This is a genomic window from Microvirga sp. GN3 (assembly GCF_055792825.1).
Map to the genome: position 1 here is coordinate 41,013 of NZ_JBVVAK010000003.1, position 17,040 is coordinate 58,052.

Consider the following 17,040-nt stretch of genomic DNA (forward strand, 5'->3'; position numbering starts at 1 on the left):
CCCGTTTAGATCGCCAGATCTTCAGATAAGTTCTGTACGATTTGTGAGTCTTATTATCGTCTTTTACGCAAGCAGGATCTATTGGCCGAAAACGCTATCAACTGCCTTCTACTTGTTGATTCCTCGCGTGGTTAACGGATTCACTCTGCAGCAATGAGCGACGGCTCCTGTCGTTGCATCTTTTCAAGTTTTTTGCGCTGCGTTGGCGAAATCCATCCTGGCACTGACCGTTCAGCGAGCAGAATGTCCGTCCCCAACGTAAGGCTTTCTCTGCAACCCGGCGGAATGAGGAACGTTGGGATGAAGAATGGCTGGCTCTGTACTCGCGGCCATTGGCCCTGGTCATCTCGCGTCCAGACGTACCAGGCGTAGGCCGTAGCCGTTGAGAGTTTTGGGTCCCACCCTCCAAGGCACATAGGAAGCCGTTCGGTGAACACGGCTACAACAGTTGGAGGGGTCTGCGTCCATAGGCTGTTATATCGACCCTGACTTTCGAGCCATGCTAGGCGGACGAGGAACGCCACTCCCCTGCGAGCGATCCGCATTGCCTGCTCGAGGAACTCGTAGGCATGATCGAAGGGTGGATTGGTAATCACCCAATCAACGAGCGTTGTACGCGGATCGGCCTTGGTAAAATCGATCTGCGCGTCGAGGTGTGGACCGTAGGGATAGATGTCTGTGGCCAGCGTCATCTGCGAATATTCGGAAAGTGGGAAGCTCATATGGCCGAACCCCGCGGCCGGTTCCCACACCGTGCGAATGCGCGGCGGGAGCTGGAGCGCCGGCATGACATGTTTGAAAAGCGCTCTTGTCCCCCAGGGAGGGGTCGGAAACAGATCGAGCTTCCGCCACTGATCTGCATCCGGCAGAGCGTGGTCGGCGTCCTGGCCGAGACGATGAGCCATCACCGATGTGCCACCCCGAGGACTTTTACTCATTTTGAATGCTGTTCCGAATTTAGGAGAGGGCCTGAGAAAGAAGTCGAGTAGCTTCTACCAGAGTGATTTTGATTTGAGTTTATCGTCTGGGATCCAACCGCTTACGGGGGCGTGAGCGCGGTCGGCGCCGTCGGGGGATCGGATCATTGAGACGGCCGAACAGGGCGAGCAGACCGCGTATGCGGGCTTGATCATGGAAGCCTCGACGTATCTCTTGAAGCTCCAGGTACAGGCGAACTTTCGCCGGAAGCGATCGGTCACTCAGAAGAATATCAAGGAGGCTATCTGAGGCTTTTTCAAGCTTTGTAGCGTTAGCATAACCCGATGCAGCATCTTTCAGGACATCGACGGCTTCAAGTAGAGCCGTGTTTTCGGGCATGGGTGTACCTCCCTTATCATGGGATCATTGCGCGAAACTTTTCTGAGGTGACGTCACGAGAAGGCAGGCGAGCTGCAGTCGTGCGTTTGCGACGGCGAACTTGTAGCGAATGCCGAAAGATCGGGTGAGGGCGAGGTTTAGTGCCTCAAGCCCTCAGTCGATTGTTGGTTATAGGTGTTTAGCCCGCACTATCTCACAAATGGAATCCGGCTCTCTCACCTAACGAGTGTATTCTTCGAGGGTGAGCCCAAGAAACTCGCGGAGTTCAAGGTCGTTGGGACCGGTATGCCATCGCTCAACCCAGCGATCGATCTGGTCTCGGCCAGCATCGCTTGGATGGCAGGCCCAGACGAATGTTGCGTTAGGAGCCAGCCGATTTTCCTATTTGAAGAAGAGGTGAGCAACGTCGCTCAAGGTGGCAAAGATCATGAGCGACAGCACGAAGGCCAATCCAACACCGTAGCTGAACTGTTCGACTTTGTTGTTCGGCCGCTTTCTTGCAATCGCTTCATAGCCGAACATAGCAAGATGACCGCCGTCAAGGACGGGGATCGGCAATAGGTTCATGAACCCAATCGACACTGACACGAAGCCGATCAAGAGGATAAGGCCCTCAATGCCGTGGTTCTCGGCGTAGGAGCCGGAAATCGCCGCCAGCCGGACCGGGCCGGATAAGTTCTCGATTCCTTCCTCGCCAGTAATCATCTTCTTGAATGTCACTGCGGTGATTTCTGCCACCCGATAGGTAACTTTGACCCCATTTACGATCGCGTCACTGACGCCCATAGGGACATAGAAAATGTTCTCGGGTGTCGTGGCGAAACTAAAACCAACTACCGGATACGATTCCACGATCGTTCCATCATCGTTTCGTTTGGTCTTGAGTTCTGCGGTAACGGTAAGATCGAGGGTCTGCGCTTCGCGTCGAATTGTCATGACCATGGGGGAGTCACGATGTTGCTGGACGGCAGCGATGATATCCTCTGCGGCCGGCGTCTCGACACCATTTACGGCTGTGATGATGTCACGGACCTTGATACCGGCCTTCTCTGCAGGAGCTCCGCGGTTGATGCTCCCAACCTGTCCATGAAGGGTCGGTTGTCCCTCGACAAAAGCGATCACCCCAAATGCCAGCACTGCGAGAGCAATGTTTGTGAGGGGGCCAGCCGCGATTGTGCAGGCACGAGCTACGAGGGGAGCGTGGAAGAAAGTTGCCCGTTTTTCGGCATCGCTCATCGCGGCAACGGCTTCATGGGATACCTGGCTGGTCGCATTCTTGTCGCCGGCGAATTTCACATACCCGCCGAGCGGCACGAGGCAAATCCGCCATTCGGTGCCTTGTCGATCGGTTCTTGCCCAAAGACATTTGCCAAATCCAAGGGAGAAGACGTCAGCCTTGATGCCAAATGCTCGTCCAGTGAACAGGTGCCCTGCTTCGTGAACGGCAATCACGACGCCGAGTACAAAGACGAAAGCGGCGAGTGTCAGAGAAAGCGATAACAACGAGGAAAATGCGGAATTGAAAAAGGCGGCCATGATTTGAGAATTCCTATTTCGCGTTTTAGCGTTTTAAAGCGGATTGCGCGAAATTGGCAGCCTGATCCGCGATGTTTCTCGCCGATTGGCCGGGAAAACCCTCGGTGGAGTCAGGAGAGTTAGAAAACGGTGAACCGCGCTGCCGCGGTGTCCCGAACCTTCGGCCCGAGGGATGTGTCCTTAGCCAAGCGTGAAATCGCGAAGCCTTTTGCTGCGAGCTGGTCAAGGATAGCGTTTGCCGCGATTTGGTAGCCGAGATCCTCCTCGTGGTCACCGTCAGGTGTTCCTGTAGAGTCGCATGCGGGTGTCGAGGGTCCATTCATCTCCGTGAGAATGCGTGCAAGTGCCGCGACAGCATCGGCGTCGGGGATTGGCTGCTGTTCGACACGAGAGAGACCGCTGCGCATGATGTTTTACCTTTTGGGGTTTGACTGTGTGACCTGCTGCATCAGCTAAATCTGGTTGAGAATAAAATGCTGTTCAGCTATCTGGACTCCGGGGCTATTCACAAGCGTGCCTAGGGGCTGAAGATGCTTAATGGAACGAAAGTACAGCTTACTGTTTACTCGCCGGAGCGCGACAACCCGATCACCAAGCCGGCGTCGGTTAAGATCTCGGCGAGCAAGATCGAGTTCAACAATTCGAAGTTCTACGAATTGAACGGGAGCATCTATAATGTGGTCCCTGCGCAATTCGATATCTCCGGAAGTCGCTTTAGCTACAAGGTCATCAGCGGCTATTCTGGAACCTTTACGGATGTACCTGACAGAGGCGGGTTCAACGGATACGGCCTGAAGTTCGACTCGCTCGGTGCGGGGAAGAGCAAGTCGCTCTATGCAATCGACATTGTAGCGGCGGATACATCTCTGGAGATTACCAGGAAGAACATCAGCTTCACGAAGAACGCGCTCTATGTGAATGCTGATGGCTTGGCGTTCGATGATGGAGACACGATCGCGATTGAGCTTGGGTTCGCGATCAGCGGGAACTCGGCGGCGAACCGGCTGGCGGGCGGCAACGGCCAGGACAAAATCATGGGCAACTCTGGAAACGATGCCATTTTCGGATCCGGCGGGAGCGACAGTCTTTACGGCGGAACTGGAAGGGATGCCTTCGTGTTCAAATCCATTACGGATTCAACGGTCGACAGTAACGGCCGCGACACGATCTTTGATTTTTCCAAGGCTCAGAAGGACCGGATCGATCTGAGAGGGATCGACGCCGACGTCACCAGCGCAGGGAACGGAGTCTTCAGCTTTATCGGCAGCACTGCGTTCAGTAACAAGGCTGGAGAATTGCGGTTCGATAAAGCGGCCTCTGATACCTACATTTATGGCGACGTGGATGGCGACGGCGCAGCCGACTTCTCCATTCGTTTGGATGACGCTGTAAGCCTATCGAAGTCCTTCTTCATCCTCTAGGCCTACGACACGAGACCTCCCGCACTATCGGATAAAAGTTCCCGGACTGTCCGATGTCGGAAAGAAAGAACACCCGCCTAAGGCGGGTGTTTTCCTATGCCGGTGGCGCTGAGCTAAAAGCCTCTGGCGCTGACTTTCTTTGCCCTACTGAATGATCTTCGTGACGTTTTGCGGAGGAAGCGTGCCTTCGAAGAACTGAGTTAAAACCTCGTCCCACTTCTTCAGCAGCATGGTATATTGCTCACCAATCCCGAACCCCAGGAAAAGCTCTGGGAAGTCGATATTGTTCGTCTTGATAAACATTCCCGAGTTAGCAGCTGCCTGCGCCTTTGCTTTGATTGCTTCCCAGTCGGCCTTCATCTGGGCAGTCATAGGGTTCGTGGAGAACGAAGTCCACGAATAGCCTTCGACCCGCCAACTCCAATCCCGGATATCGCCAGCGGTCAGCTCGAACGTTGTTGGCGTGCCGGAAATGTTGGTCTGCACGATGATTGTCTGGTTAGCGATATCGACGCCGATCCGCCCTCCTGGGGCCTTGGTGTAGTAGTCAAGTTTCCTGCCTTGCCCATGCATATAGTCCAAAAAGGGATCATGGGCCTCCTTGGTCTTCTTTTTTGTCGTCAGTCCCACGACCAGACCAATGCCGAGAACTATCAATATTCCAGCTTCGCCGGCGGCCATCCAGCCAACAGCGAGCAACAGGATTGCAATGATCGGCATCCAGCGAGGCCCTGTTCCTAGCTGATTTGCCCGAGGCTTGGACTCGCTCGTTTTCTGTTGGGTGGTGCCCCTATGAACCTTCATTTTTTGTCCTTTTGCCAGCTTGCGCCAACAACATATGCTGCCTGACCAGAAGCTTGCGGATTGTGGGCGCTTTTATCTACTTTGCGGCCAGACTAGCTTTATCGCGCAATGTTTAAAGTAGGTTTATTCCTAGAGGCGGTCCTAGACGAGGGAGCTATTTGGTGCGTCTGGAATGCCCGGTCAGGAGTATGCTCGTCGCCTCTCTTCTTCCAGACGCTCCTCTTCTTGACGCCGCTCCTCCTGGGCCCGCTCCAATTCTTCTCGTAGGCGCGCTTCTGCCTGGAGGCGGGTGTTTTCCTGGGTGCGGAGGGTCTCTTCCTGAAGCCGGCCCTTCTCTCTCCGAAGCCGCTCGGCTTCGACTTTCTCTGAGGCAATCTGGCTGCTCAATCCTTTCCGGATGATATCGGCCGAGCGGTCCTGTACGGCTGGTGTACCAGAGCCGAGTTGGCCCTTCTGCTTCGAGGCGCCGGCCAAGCCAGTGAGGCCTATCACCGCCTTCCCTGAGATGGTGCCACCTCCGCCTCCGGAGGACGCGGAGGATCGCGTTCGGCGGCGGCTGCTTGGCTTCGGGGTAGGGGCTTTCAGCTCTTGAGCTTTAGGGCGGAGGCGGATCTTGAGAAAGCGCATGGAGCCGATGCCCATGATACGAAGGCAAAGCCACACAATGACAAGAGGTGCAGCGTAGATAAGCAACAGGAGATGTTTCATGGATTCGCGAAAGCTCTATCGTTGTCCCCACTTTTAATTCGGATCGGGGACAATGGGTAGTGGTGGGATCACGGACGGCAAAAAGAAAGGCCGCCCAGAAGAGCGGCCTTTCCTACGCGGGACATCGGTGGGGGCAAGAAATTGTCACCAGCGTTTCTGATATGGCCGATCTATCGCTCCCGTTTGACCCGGACAGGTACCAGTTCGGGTGCAGGACTGGATGCTTTCTTAAAACTCCAGAGGATGAAACCGATGGAAAGACCTAAAAGGCAACATTTGAGAAGCATCCGATTATCCGTCTATGAGCGGAAGAACACCAGATAGCCGGATCCTGCTGCCATCGAAAGCGCGACAAGAAGTGGAAGCAGTTTGGACATTTCGCTCTCTGCGACCAGACGATCCGGCACCGAACTAACCGATTTCCAGAGTGAGGTGACGGCGCTAAGCTAATTGAGATGGCGCCCAGCCTCGCGCTCACGGTCGACGACTGTTTTCACGCTGCGCGCAAGGTTCTGCATCTTGTTCTTAGGGAACGAGAGACCAAAATCCTTAGCGAATTGAGAAATCGAGTTGCATACGCGGCCAAGACCCTCGCGGGCGTGTATTTTCGCGTAGTGGGTCGCAGCGAGTCCGAAGGCTTGCTCAATCGTTTTCCCGGTTGCCAGGTACCGGAGCATATCGCGTCCGAAAGGCGTCCGAGAGGCAACAGCATTGAGAGCGGCTCGCTGAGCGATTTGCGCATCTTGGAGAGTCTGTTGGCTTTTTTGGAGCAAAGCAGCCTGGGCGCGTGCGGCCTCCAGATCGATTGGTTTGGTGACCATAGCTAAATCCATAATCTGCGCTCCTATTGGCGAATTATGGATAACCCAAACCGAATTAAAATGCAATGAATCAGCCTGCGCCGCGGCTCGTTTGAGCCTTTAGGCCGGGATCGCCAGATCCTGAGCGGAAGGCTGTCTTGTTGTGGTCAATCCAGCAAAGAATTGGTTTGTCTCTACAACGAATCCGGCATTTGCGAGAGCCGTGACAAGCCTCTGGGCTTCCGCAGCAGGGTCCGCGACATCCTCTTTCACCCACGCCTCCCGGTGGTGATTATACGAGAACCCGTGCTTGCGGACCTTCGCTTGAAGCTTGTTGCGACGGGTTTCAGAAAACTCACCGATGTAACCGAAGCGAAAGGCGAGGGGACGCCAGAGTAACCCGTAGGCCTCATCGCGGAAATTAAGCTGCACGGGCGGGAGTGTCTTGGTTTTCATTGTGAACCTCAAGCGAGCGAGTAGAGCTGTTCGACGTTCCGGCGCGGCAGGACTTTCTGATCGCGCGGGCGATGTGCTTTGCGTAGACGGCGCAAGCTTTCCAATATGCCGCCATGGGGCCCTTCTTCTTGAGCCAAGAGGACTGAGCTTTGGCTTCCGCGTCTTTGGAAAGACTGTCCAGGAGGCTTGCAAGGGCGAGTTTTGTATCGTCTGGGAGACTATACACCGCCTTAAAAGCAGGAAGCGCCAGGATTGGGTTGCGAACCTCGATGCGGCTAGAACGGGGGACAGAAGAATTCATGTGAGGGTCCTTGTCGCCTAGAATAGGCTTAGTTGGGTCGGAGCCGGTTTGATCAGGCTCATCAACAGACCCACCATCTTAGCAGCCTCCTCCCGGCCCCTCGAAGAGAGACAGCTGTTTCCAGAGGTGATCTGGTTCTGGAACCAGGTTTTCGCCGCTTCGGCGTAGAACAGGATCGCATCGTCCTTCTGATTGAAGGCGATCCTGTCCCAAACGGCAGGGGCGCACCCCGCACCTCCGATGCTGTTACGATAGTCATAGCCCGTGAGCCAATGGCCGCGCCCGGTCTGGGCAACTTTGACCTTCGCTCGAGACTGGCCTACTTCGGCCAGGACAATTTCTTCATGGTCGAGGATCACGCCATTGCGGTTCGTTTCGACTTGGTGCCAGTTGGCGAGGGTGATTGTAGCTGCGTCGTAATCGTCGCCTCGCAGCCCGTAGCCGCCGGCGTGATCGATCAGATGGGCTAAGTTGATTTGCGGGACCATCGTTGTCCTGTCCTCTGATTTGGCTGGATTACGCAGCCAGGGCTGAGGCCTCTTTGGTGAGACGCTCGACGCTGCTGCGAAAATATGAGGGCGCAACCTCCACCCCACCGAGTTGCGCCCTGCCTTCATGGCGGCGAGCGAAGTCGTGCCAGAGCCGCTGAAGGGGTCAAGGACCGTGTCGCCGGCGAAGCTGAACATTCGGATCAGCCTGTAGGGGATCGAGACGGGGAAGGGAGCGGGATGATTCTTGTGAGCCTTAGCTCCGGGGATTTCCCAGATTGGCTTATACCAAGAATTGTATTCGTCCTTTGAGATGTGGGACGCTTCCTGCTGGGCCGCGGAGGGATTCCGGTATGGTCCCGGCTTTCTCATCAGCAGGATGTGCTCGAGTTCGGACCGTATGACATTGTTCGGCTGGCCAGGTTTTCCGAGAACTCCTCCTGGGCCGCCTTCGAAGGCCACGTTTGTACGCTTCTGCCACATAAGCCCAGTGAGGGTGTCGAAGCCAATGTTGCGTGAGCGGACGAGGATGTCGGCATGAAGGGGGAGGACGTGGTGGCGGCCGTGGGCCTTGCGCGAGCGAAGAACATCGCCGACGTTGCAGGCCAGGCGACCACCTGGCTCCAGGACGCGGTAGCACTCCCTCCAGACCTGATCGAGTTGCCGAAGAAACTCCTGATACGAGGCGATCTCCCCGAGCTGACCTGGCGCGGTTTCATAAGCGAGTAGCGAGGCGTACGGGCAGGACGTTACAATGAGCGGAATTTGCCCATCGTCTATCCAGGAGAGATCCCGGCTGTCGGAGTTATGGAGCGTGTGCACGGTTGGGAGGCCAACCGAGATGTCGATTGTCGCGGAGCGGGGCTCGTTGGTCTTTGGATCAACCATCACGATGACGCGGATTGCAGCCGAAGCGCTCCGCATTCCGGTCTCGCCTTCATCTGTGACCTGCCAGATTCCTGTGCCAGCGGATGATAGGTAGCCCATTGCGGCCGCCTTCTGACGGGCAAACCGGACATGTCGCTGCCAGAGGTTCACAACCTGACCGTCTCCGGTGGTGACCGTTTCTTCAATGAGGGTCCGTGGGAGCCGAAACCGGCTGGCAAGAGACATTCCCACATCCTTGGCCCTGCCTCGACCGCCCATCTCCTGTAGTGCTTCAATCAAGGGGAAGACGAGCTGGGCCTGGGTCGGCTTGTTGGTCGAGACAGGGTGCATCTTGGCTCCATGGAGTATTGAGAAGGTTCAGTCCTTCTTCTCGATCAGGGCAGCGAGGTTCGGGTTCTGGCGAACGACCTCTTTCACGATCCGGCGCATGGCTTCTTCGATGATCTCATCGGATGTCGCCTTATGGATCGCCTCCTGCCAATCGTCGTTCGTGTCGGCGAAGTGGTCGGGAAAGCGCTGCATCGCAGCCTTGAAGAACCGGTTCTCGGCATTGATCTGACGCTCCGATCCCCAGTCATCGTCGGTCTTGCACTTCGCCTGCTCGGCCAGCGTGAGGAGCGTGTTGTAGTTTGGCGCCGTCCCGGTGGGCGGAGTGTAGTTATCGATGAACTCCCGGACCAAAGCCCAGTCGTCTGCTGCGTAAAGGTCCTCCATTGATCCGTCGTCGAGCTCCCGGCAAACACCGAAGCGGAGGTGTTCAGTAATCTCGCGCTCCTGCGGGTCGGGAAAGTCGACCCAAAGGACCAGGTCCCTCATGATGTCGTGGAATCTCGGGCAGGCGTCGTTGTGCCAGGAGTAATCCTCGAAAGTCGGTGGAAGCTCGGGAATCCAGTCGGCCTGGAACCGGGGGAACTCCCGCTGCCACTGGGGCTGTTCGGCCGTTCCGGGAGATTCCGGTGCGGTAAGGATCGCCGCGATAGCCTCGGCCTCCTCAGGAACGAAGTACCCAGAGGATTGGGCGGTTGCCAGGATGTCGCGCAAAGTCGCGATCGTAGCCTCCTGCCCGGCGGCGTAGCGGGCCTTGGCGAGGACGACAAAGGATCCGATGATGCTTAAGGCCTGGCGCGGCGTGGCACTGGAGTTGAGCCACCATTCCTCAGTCGGGTGATACGCGCCGATCTGACAGGTCGGATCATCCGGGTTGTCCGGGAGAGATGCCCCGTCCTCGGCGGTGAGCCAGAAATACCAGCCGTCCTCAAAGTGACGGGCATAGGCAAGGCATCCGCCTCCGGTATGGTCGACGTCGAGCTGATATTGTTCGGCCAGCGCTTTCATGGAATCGGGCTGACGCTGGATCTTGTTTTCAATCGCATCCGAGAAGTGATGGGCCGCAATCTCCCGATCCACTCTGGTTGCCGATTCTGCTGCGATCCGAACCATTTCCATGATCTGGGGAATGCGAAGCGGTGTCACCGCGGCCCCGGCTCCTCCATAATCCGCTGGGAAGATGTCGCGGCGGAATGCATGGATCTTGGCTTCCGGACTCTTGGCATATCGCTCAAGTGCCTCGAGAATGGTGGCGACGTCGTTCAGGTCGAACTCGCCGCTAAGCGGGAACTTGGGAAACATGGGCTGCCTTTCCAAAGACAAGCAATTGACGGAAGGGACCGCGTCAGGCGGTCGGCGCTGTCAGGCCCTCAGGCGAAGGGTGGCGACGGAAGTCTGGTCGCTGATCGAACCGAAAAGCGGAGGCGCCGAGATAGGCCAGCGAGGGCTCGGACGCGATGAAGCGCCGGCCGAGATCCAGGGCGACCTTTCCCGTTGTGTTTGATCCGGCCATGGGGTCGTACACAATCTGACCGGGTTCGGTCGTGAGCAGGATCACCCGTTTTGGGAGAGCCTCAGGGAAACGTGCCGGGTGCGGAGGCAATCCTGCCTCTCGACACCGACGACTGAATTGATCGTTGCCAGGAGCTCCAGCGGCGACGATCAGATTGCCGGGCAGTGGACCATCACCGGTTGGAGCGAAAGCCTTCTCATTGATGTTGTAGCCGCAGGGCCGCTTGCTAGACGGTCTCCGCTGCGCTCGCTCCCAGGCGGCGACTGTCGATGCGGCATAGGGCTCGAGCGGCAGCCGACGGGTGTCCCAGTTTGGATTAGCGCTAGGGCTGAAGAACAGAAGGTGCTCGAGGGTATTGCGTGGACGAAGGCGCGTCTTAGAGGCCCACTGGATGTTGCCCATCTTTGTGGGGCTGTGCCAAACACTTCTGCCAGAAAGATGGAGTCCCAGTTCGTCAATGCAGCTTAGGGTAAGCCGCTCGACATATGGCGAGAGATTGGGCGTCCCGCTGACAAACGTATCCATGAGATTCAGGCAGATCGTCCCGTCAGGGGTCACCAGGGTCTTCCAATTTTCGATGAGCCGCCTCATCCACGAGAGCCATTCGGGAACTGAAAAGCGCCCATACTCGCGAGACACGGTCGGGTACGGGGGACTGGTGAAAATGAGATTCAGCGAGCCAGGCTCAATTGCCCGAGCCGCGTCCTCGGCATGAGCCCAGAGCGCTACTCCATCATCAAGCGAGTAGATCAGGACGGCGACACCGCGGCGAACCTTTTTCAACTTGGCGTAGCCGGGATCGGCGAGTTCCCAGATTCCACGCTCGCCTTTGTGGATCAGGCCAGCCAGCACGGCATTCTGGCGAGCCCATCGAACCGCCTGCGGAAAGACCGAATAGGTTTGGCCGTCACCGCAGGTGCGCTTCTGGGAACGAAGATCGTCGGGAACATCAAGCCGGTCAGCAAGCCGCTCATAGAGATCGCTCGGCTTAGCGCGCCCACCGTGAGCTTCCAGTTCTTCGAGCAAGGGCAGCTGCAACAGTCCCTGAAGCGAGGGCCGTGCGGTGAAGGTGCGGGCGCACTCCTCGGTTTGGATGCCCTTTTCGACGCGTCGGGCGCGGGCTCGCGCCGCCGTGGCTTCGGAAGATTTCATGTTAGGTACTCAGTTTGCTGAACCAGATCCCGACATGAAAAAAGCCGGACGAATTACGTCCGGCTGAGTTGACCTCTTCTCTCAGGGGGAATCAGAACTATTAGTCCTTCCACGGATCGTCTTCGTTCCCACCGAAGCCGTCCGTGCTGCCGCCACTCTCCGCGCCGTTGCCGTTGCCGAGAAGTATCAAATCGCCTCCGAAGCGCTGGAGGACTAGATCGGTGACCTGCTTCTCGACGCCCTTGCTGTCCGTGAAGGTGCGATACTGGATCTTCAGGCCCATCAGCTGGATGGGGTCGCCCTTCTTGACGAACTTCTCGACTGTCTCGATCAGGTTCGGATTGTAAATGACGACGTTGTGCCATTCGGTCTTCGACTTGGTCTCGCCGTTCTGCTTCCAAGTCTCGTTGGTGGCAATGCGGAGGTTGGCGACACGCTCGCCGCTGCCCAGAGTGCGGATCTCCGGGTCGCGGCCGACATTGCCGAGGATCTGGGCTTGGTTGATCGACTTCATCGCGGGGTCTTTCCTGGGTTTCGACCACTAGGTCGGTGTGAAGAACTTTTGGGGATTAGGTTAGACGATGACCAACTTTCGTTGGGTTTGAGGCTTCAGCGGAAAACGATCCCGTTGCGCATTGAAAATGCGGACATCTTGCGCTTGGCGGGCTTGTTCGCGGCTGCAATCTTCTCGGGCTTCTCGTAAGCGAGAGAAGCACAATGCTCGCAGTATGGTTTGGCGTTCATGGCCGGTTCGCTGCAATAGAGCATCGAGACCCCCGTACCGCTCACGGGGAAGCGGCAATGCCGGTCGCGCAGATCGAAGATCGTCAGGCACTTCGACAGATCACGCTCTGGCTTAGCCTCTGCAACCGGAGGAGCTACGGATACCACAGGTGCAGGCTCGAGGACCGGAGTGACTACCGCGGGTTCCGGAATGGCGGTGATCTGTGTGACAGCTGCGCGGGGTGATACTGTCTTTTTAACGGAAGGCTCGATGACCTTCAAAGTATCGACAGCGACCTTGGCCTTCTCGGCGCGCTTCTTGTAGCGGCGGATGAACTCGGCGCCCGAAGTATTCAGATTGGTGTCCGCTACTGCCGCCGCCTGGAACAGAGGCAGGTCAGGGACGATTGCCGGTTGCGATTTACGAACGCTCGGCTTGCGGATGATCCGTTCACCTTCGACTGTGCGGAGTTCACGGGTATCCGGGAGTGCGAGAACGACCTGTACGTCGGATTGCCCCCGCTTGAGGATGCGCTTCCCGATGGTGCGTTCCTTGGGCACATGTTTGCGCGAAGGGCGCTTCTGGCCTACCGGCCAGCCACGACGCCAGCAGATGCCGAGGATTTGGGAGCGGGTGACCGGAACTTCCGGCGTTGATATGGCAAGCGCAATCGCGTCTGCTGTGAGCTTCTGCTGGACAAGCTCTTTGATCTTATCGACCGTTTCGTCGTTCCAAATGCCATTGACCTTAGTTGCCTTGGCAGGAGGAGTTGACGTTTGTGAGGCGATGACCGCGGAGAAGCCGCCGGTCCGGTGAAGATCCGTGTATTGCAACGTTTTCATCATATCGACCTTGTTTACGCAAACGTCCGCTTTCGCATTCCGTCTCTCGGGACGGGCGTTTGTGTCGTGCATCGATGATCATGAACTGCGCGCGGGGCGAGGCCTGATCCTGGTGAAGCCTGTGAGCTTATTGTTTTTTGGTCTCACAGGTGAAGCTCAGCCTTTGACTCCCACTCCGTCATAGAATGGTCAGCTTGCCAAAACCGCCGGATCATCTAGCGGCTTGCCGTAGCTCCAATGTGGCCGAATTATGCCGCCTAGGCTTCGAACCGTCAAGGCAGAAACGAATTAGTAAGTTGTCGCCCGAATTAGAAAGCGGCAACTAAGCGGCATGATTCGAAGTGATCCGGGCGGGTGCGCAGTGTGTTCCACGCATCCGCCATTTCCTAAAATAGCTTCATTATCAATGATGTACGAAACCCATCCGGAGGCTTTTGGCTTTCTTGTGGGAAAGCTCATCCTGCAGGGCTGCGACAAACCAGCTCGCGTCATCCTTAATTCGGAGGACCGAAGCTTTCTGCAAAACTACGTCGAAGTCGCCTGGAGTGAGGTTTGTAAGATCCAGGACTGCGGGCGGAGCCGGCATGTCGAAGAACCGGGTGAAGGCCTTGGCTGCCAATTCAGGCGTCAGAGCCTCGAATTCCAGCTTGAAGACGAAGCGTCGAAGGATGGCCGGGTCGATATCCCGCTTGTGGTTGGTCGAGCAAAAGACGGGAAGATCGTGGCTGTCGAGATGGGTTAGGAACGCGTTTGTCAGCGTCTTCTGGTAATCATGGGTCGCCATCTCCCGGTCGGAGAACATCGTTTCGACTTCATCCATGATGATTGCGAAGTTGTGTTTCCGGGCATCGGCAAACATCTTGTCGACGGCTTTTTCGGATTCGGAGAGCCAGCGGCTTGTGAGATCCGAGTAGCGGAAGACTTTAGATTGGTAGCCCATCTGCTGGGCGACGTAGCGCCCGAAGGCACTTTTCCCGGTTCCGGCAACGCCATCAATGAGAATGGACATGCGTCCGCGGGGCGCGTCGATCATCTTCTGAATGAGATCGGGCAAATCCTGCTTGCAGACGTACAGAGACATGTCGAGGTCAGCGACGGCGATCGCCGGCGTCACCGAGGCGGAGGACCGGGCGATGACCTCCAGAGCCGATTGCGCCGACCCTGTCATCACGGTCGAGTAGACCGCCTGGCGCCGTTGAGCCGGGGTGAGGTCGAGCCGCGCGATCGCCGCAACATCGGTGTCCGGCATTTGCAAACCAGACAGCGTTCGGGCGACAGCTTTGATTTCGGCGAGCCGTTCCTCGTAGGAGGGTTGAGGCAGCTGATAGGCGAGGGTGAGCCGGTTTGCGATCGTCGCAATCAGGGGTATCTGAGAGCGGGCAGGACCGATGACTGGCGTCTTACCGTGTGTAATGATCGACCCGAGCATCATGTGAGCGAGGTTCGGCCCAACATCGTAGCCTTTGATGACCTCAGGGTCGTCTGGGCCGATCATCGGCTCGTTCGAAGGCGAGGCCTCGAAGAGCGCGGGACAGGTCGGGACGAGGATCGCAGCCGGCAGATCTGCATAAACGGTTGCCAGAATAGCGATGTCCATAATGACGTCGCGGGTTTCCCGGTAGTGCCGATGAATCGTGATCGGGACCACGCTATGGGCGGACAGGACTTGTTCGATCCTGGCCGCGGCGTAGTCGAGATCTTCGCCAGGATGGTATGTCGAGACAAAGCCAGGAACGGACGATGGGGCGAGGCGGCGAAGGGCATAGTACCGGAGGAGGGCAGCGGCCAGCTTGTCTTGCGCGCCCGGAACAGGGCGATCTTGTGCCGTGGCGGCGTTCTCAAGTGCAATCGAGAGAGAATGGAGATTGTGCTGAAGGCTAATCACTCCCTCCTCAATCGAGAGGATCTTCAGGAGGGTACAGGGCAAAGAGGCAAGCTCGCCCGCCAAGACATCTGCGTCGGTAGCCCAGTTGGCCGCATCAATGGAATTCTGAAGGAAGGCCAGGGACGAGACAAGGATACCCTGTCCATTGGCTCCGTCCGCAGGAGTAGGCCGGAACAGCGGAGCCTTGCGGTCTTCCGTGGTGAAGGCCGATAGCACCTCGGCGAACGCCGGATACCGGCGATCCATCAGGACGGTGAGGATGGGCCACTGGAGAGACGGTTTTCCGTCGCTGACAATAAGAGAAAGCCGCTCGATCGCTTTCAGATCGGCGGCAAAGAGGTGATCGGATTGAGCTCGGCTGGTCCATTCTCGGTGAAGGGCGGTGGCTTTCTTTTTATTCACCGCCTGTTTCGGCATTACACGCGATAACATTGCAAGGAGATAGAGAGCAAAATTCATTGTGACCCTTGGCCTGTGGCGGGCTTCTTCTGGGGATTGGAAAGGGTAGGCTGCGGATTAGGTCAGCGTCGACCTAAATCCGCCTGAGCCTGGGTCTGGGGCTTCACTGGAATGCGAGCAGGCGAGTTGTTCACCTTCGCGTCCTGAGCAAAGTATTCTGGCGGGATCCCGTTCTCGAATATCGCAATCCGGCAGTCGGGGGTGAGGCCGAGACGTTCGATTTCATTACCCCGCAGAGCGACGATACCGTCAGCTTTCGCCACCTGGACGGGAAGCTGCTGGCGAGGCTGAACGCTCTTCAGCATGCCGGCAATGTTCCCGTTGCGTCGGAAAGATATGAGATCGACGGCGAAGTTCAGATCGCGCGTCATGAAGTCGAATGTCGTCTCTGCACTCAGGATCGTTGCAAACCCCGTGGACGGGGCCATGGTGGTACGATGGGAGAGGCCAACGGCGGCCCGGACCGGGGAACTTGCGAACTCGACTGCGATGGGATGCATGGCGTTGGGGCAGACGAAGGCGGCAGCCCGAATGACGTTATTCGTGAAGCATCCATCCATAGACGGTTGCTGCGCACACATCGAGCTATCGCGAGTCGGCTCGGCAGGCGATCCGGATGTCAGCGAGACCCGCGAGATCAGGTCGTTCTGAACCCGCGTCATGATCTTCTTGGCGCTGGGAACAGCCTCGAGGACCTTTGTCGGGCTTCCAGCGGTCAGAACGAGCACCGCGGCCGTCGCCATGGTTCCGATCAAGACAAGGGAGCCACGGCGCTTCTTTGGCGGCTGGTTCTTGTTCATCAGGCGCTGCCGCAGCGCTTCCTCTTCGTTCACCGAGATTCCGGTCCCCCAATCATGGTCGTAGGAGACATTGACCTCGGAGACAGCGGTGCGGCTCCACGGCCAATGACGCGTCTTGCGGACATCAGGAGCATGGTATGGGCCCGGAAGGGTATTCCCTGCGACGGAACCAAGGGTGGGAGCGGCTTCGGCGGAAACCTGGTCGGGGAGAGGGCCAAAGGTCTCGAGATAAGGATCGTGGACGTCGATCACAGGGTTATCTGGATTGACGGATCCAGCGGCACCAACTTCGGCAGATGCCTCACCCTCGGCCGGGTCGGCATTGGTCAAGGACTCCACCACGTCAGTGGCATTGTCATCAGATGGAGGAGCTTCAACCTCTCCCAACGGCTTGCCAGTGAAGCCTCCGGCCAGAACCACGAAATCGTTTGCATGGATATCGTCCAGATCCGGTTCAGGAGCTGGATCTTGGGTTGTCGGCTGGAGCTGGCCTCCGACCAAAAGAATGAAGGAATCGTCGACCACATCGGATCCTGCTGGCGTCGACGGGTGCGCCTGCGCGGCATCTTTCGAGGTGGCACCAGACTTCGATGACCAAAAGCGAGTCAGGTTCATGATC

General features: G+C 57.3%; 15 protein-coding genes. 1 reads left to right on the forward strand and 14 read right to left on the reverse strand.

Going from position 1 to position 17,040, the window contains the following annotated elements:
* Positions 1-140: 140 nt before the first annotated feature.
* From ACS5Q1_RS02360 to ACS5Q1_RS02370, 3 genes are all read right to left on the reverse strand, one after another.
* Entirely contained in the window at positions 141-905 is a 765-nt protein-coding gene (locus tag ACS5Q1_RS02360) for an SAM-dependent DNA methyltransferase (RefSeq protein ID WP_473096685.1), read from the reverse strand.
* Positions 906-1,698: 793 nt separating this feature from the next.
* Positions 1,699-2,853 (reverse strand): M50 family metallopeptidase, encoded by a 1,155-nt coding sequence (locus ACS5Q1_RS02365; RefSeq protein WP_473096686.1) that lies wholly within the window; start codon positions 2,851-2,853, stop codon positions 1,699-1,701.
* A gap of 119 nt (positions 2,854-2,972) precedes the next feature.
* Positions 2,973-3,260: a hypothetical protein gene (locus tag ACS5Q1_RS02370; protein ID WP_473096687.1), complete on the reverse strand. Its 288-nt coding sequence runs from the start codon at positions 3,258-3,260 to the stop codon at positions 2,973-2,975.
* Positions 3,261-3,383: 123 nt separating this feature from the next.
* On the opposite strand from ACS5Q1_RS02370, the gene ACS5Q1_RS02375 reads away from it, so the two are divergent.
* Positions 3,384-4,274: a M10 family metallopeptidase C-terminal domain-containing protein gene (locus ACS5Q1_RS02375; RefSeq protein WP_473096688.1), complete on the forward strand. Its 891-nt coding sequence runs from the start codon at positions 3,384-3,386 to the stop codon at positions 4,272-4,274.
* Between the two features lie 144 nt (positions 4,275-4,418).
* Here ACS5Q1_RS02375 and ACS5Q1_RS02380 read toward each other — a convergent pair whose 3' ends face one another.
* The 11 genes from ACS5Q1_RS02380 to ACS5Q1_RS02430 all read right to left on the reverse strand — a co-directional run bounded on the left by ACS5Q1_RS02380 (position 4,419) and on the right by ACS5Q1_RS02430 (position 17,036).
* Entirely contained in the window at positions 4,419-4,994 is a 576-nt protein-coding gene (locus tag ACS5Q1_RS02380) for a hypothetical protein (protein WP_473096689.1), read from the reverse strand.
* A gap of 264 nt (positions 4,995-5,258) precedes the next feature.
* Positions 5,259-5,570, reverse strand: a complete 312-nt coding sequence (locus ACS5Q1_RS02385) for a hypothetical protein (RefSeq protein WP_473096690.1) — start codon at positions 5,568-5,570, stop codon at positions 5,259-5,261.
* A gap of 662 nt (positions 5,571-6,232) precedes the next feature.
* Positions 6,233-6,619, reverse strand: coding sequence for a hypothetical protein (locus ACS5Q1_RS02390; RefSeq protein ID WP_473096691.1), 387 nt, complete (start codon positions 6,617-6,619; stop codon positions 6,233-6,235).
* Between the two features lie 87 nt (positions 6,620-6,706).
* On the reverse strand, positions 6,707-7,042 hold the full coding sequence (locus tag ACS5Q1_RS02395; RefSeq protein ID WP_473096692.1) for a hypothetical protein: 336 nt from the start codon (positions 7,040-7,042) through the stop codon (positions 6,707-6,709).
* A gap of 318 nt (positions 7,043-7,360) precedes the next feature.
* Positions 7,361-9,049 (reverse strand): DNA methyltransferase, encoded by a 1,689-nt coding sequence (locus tag ACS5Q1_RS02400; protein ID WP_473096693.1) that lies wholly within the window; start codon positions 9,047-9,049, stop codon positions 7,361-7,363.
* 27 nt (positions 9,050-9,076) lie between these two features.
* Complete coding sequence (locus ACS5Q1_RS02405; protein WP_473096694.1) at positions 9,077-10,348, reverse strand: hypothetical protein; 1,272 nt, start codon at positions 10,346-10,348, stop codon at positions 9,077-9,079.
* 43 nt (positions 10,349-10,391) lie between these two features.
* Positions 10,392-11,711: a DNA methyltransferase gene (locus ACS5Q1_RS02410; RefSeq protein WP_473096695.1), complete on the reverse strand. Its 1,320-nt coding sequence runs from the start codon at positions 11,709-11,711 to the stop codon at positions 10,392-10,394.
* Positions 11,712-11,811: 100 nt separating this feature from the next.
* Positions 11,812-12,225 (reverse strand): single-stranded DNA-binding protein, encoded by a 414-nt coding sequence (gene ssb / locus ACS5Q1_RS02415; protein WP_473096696.1) that lies wholly within the window; start codon positions 12,223-12,225, stop codon positions 11,812-11,814.
* Positions 12,226-12,320: 95 nt separating this feature from the next.
* Positions 12,321-13,280, reverse strand: a complete 960-nt coding sequence (locus ACS5Q1_RS02420; RefSeq protein WP_473096697.1) for a GcrA family cell cycle regulator — start codon at positions 13,278-13,280, stop codon at positions 12,321-12,323.
* 400 nt (positions 13,281-13,680) lie between these two features.
* Complete coding sequence (locus ACS5Q1_RS02425; protein ID WP_473096698.1) at positions 13,681-15,564, reverse strand: AAA family ATPase; 1,884 nt, start codon at positions 15,562-15,564, stop codon at positions 13,681-13,683.
* Positions 15,565-15,683: 119 nt separating this feature from the next.
* The gene (locus ACS5Q1_RS02430; RefSeq protein WP_473096699.1) at positions 15,684-17,036 is read right to left on the reverse strand and encodes a DUF192 domain-containing protein; all 1,353 of its coding nucleotides are present in this window, start codon (positions 17,034-17,036) and stop codon (positions 15,684-15,686) included.
* Positions 17,037-17,040 lie beyond the last annotated feature (4 nt).

Bases quoted from the DNA above. Each gene is read 5' to 3' on its own strand.
- ACS5Q1_RS02360 (WP_473096685.1), bottom strand. From the start codon at position 905: ATGGCTCATCGTCTCGGCCAGGACGCCGACCACGCTCTGCCGGATGCA.
- ACS5Q1_RS02365 (WP_473096686.1), bottom strand. From the start codon at position 2,853: ATGGCCGCCTTTTTCAATTCCGCATTTTCCTCGTTGTTATCGCTTTCT.
- ACS5Q1_RS02370 (WP_473096687.1), bottom strand. From the start codon at position 3,260: ATGCGCAGCGGTCTCTCTCGTGTCGAACAGCAGCCAATCCCCGACGCC.
- ACS5Q1_RS02375 (WP_473096688.1), top strand. From the start codon at position 3,384: ATGCTTAATGGAACGAAAGTACAGCTTACTGTTTACTCGCCGGAGCGC.
- ACS5Q1_RS02380 (WP_473096689.1), bottom strand. From the start codon at position 4,994: ATGCCGATCATTGCAATCCTGTTGCTCGCTGTTGGCTGGATGGCCGCC.
- ACS5Q1_RS02390 (WP_473096691.1), bottom strand. From the start codon at position 6,619: ATGGATTTAGCTATGGTCACCAAACCAATCGATCTGGAGGCCGCACGC.
- ACS5Q1_RS02395 (WP_473096692.1), bottom strand. From the start codon at position 7,042: ATGAAAACCAAGACACTCCCGCCCGTGCAGCTTAATTTCCGCGATGAG.
- ACS5Q1_RS02400 (WP_473096693.1), bottom strand. From the start codon at position 9,049: ATGCACCCTGTCTCGACCAACAAGCCGACCCAGGCCCAGCTCGTCTTC.
- ACS5Q1_RS02405 (WP_473096694.1), bottom strand. From the start codon at position 10,348: ATGTTTCCCAAGTTCCCGCTTAGCGGCGAGTTCGACCTGAACGACGTC.
- ACS5Q1_RS02410 (WP_473096695.1), bottom strand. From the start codon at position 11,711: ATGAAATCTTCCGAAGCCACGGCGGCGCGAGCCCGCGCCCGACGCGTC.
- ssb (WP_473096696.1), bottom strand. From the start codon at position 12,225: ATGAAGTCGATCAACCAAGCCCAGATCCTCGGCAATGTCGGCCGCGAC.
- ACS5Q1_RS02420 (WP_473096697.1), bottom strand. From the start codon at position 13,280: ATGATGAAAACGTTGCAATACACGGATCTTCACCGGACCGGCGGCTTC.
- ACS5Q1_RS02430 (WP_473096699.1), bottom strand. From the start codon at position 17,036: ATGAACCTGACTCGCTTTTGGTCATCGAAGTCTGGTGCCACCTCGAAA.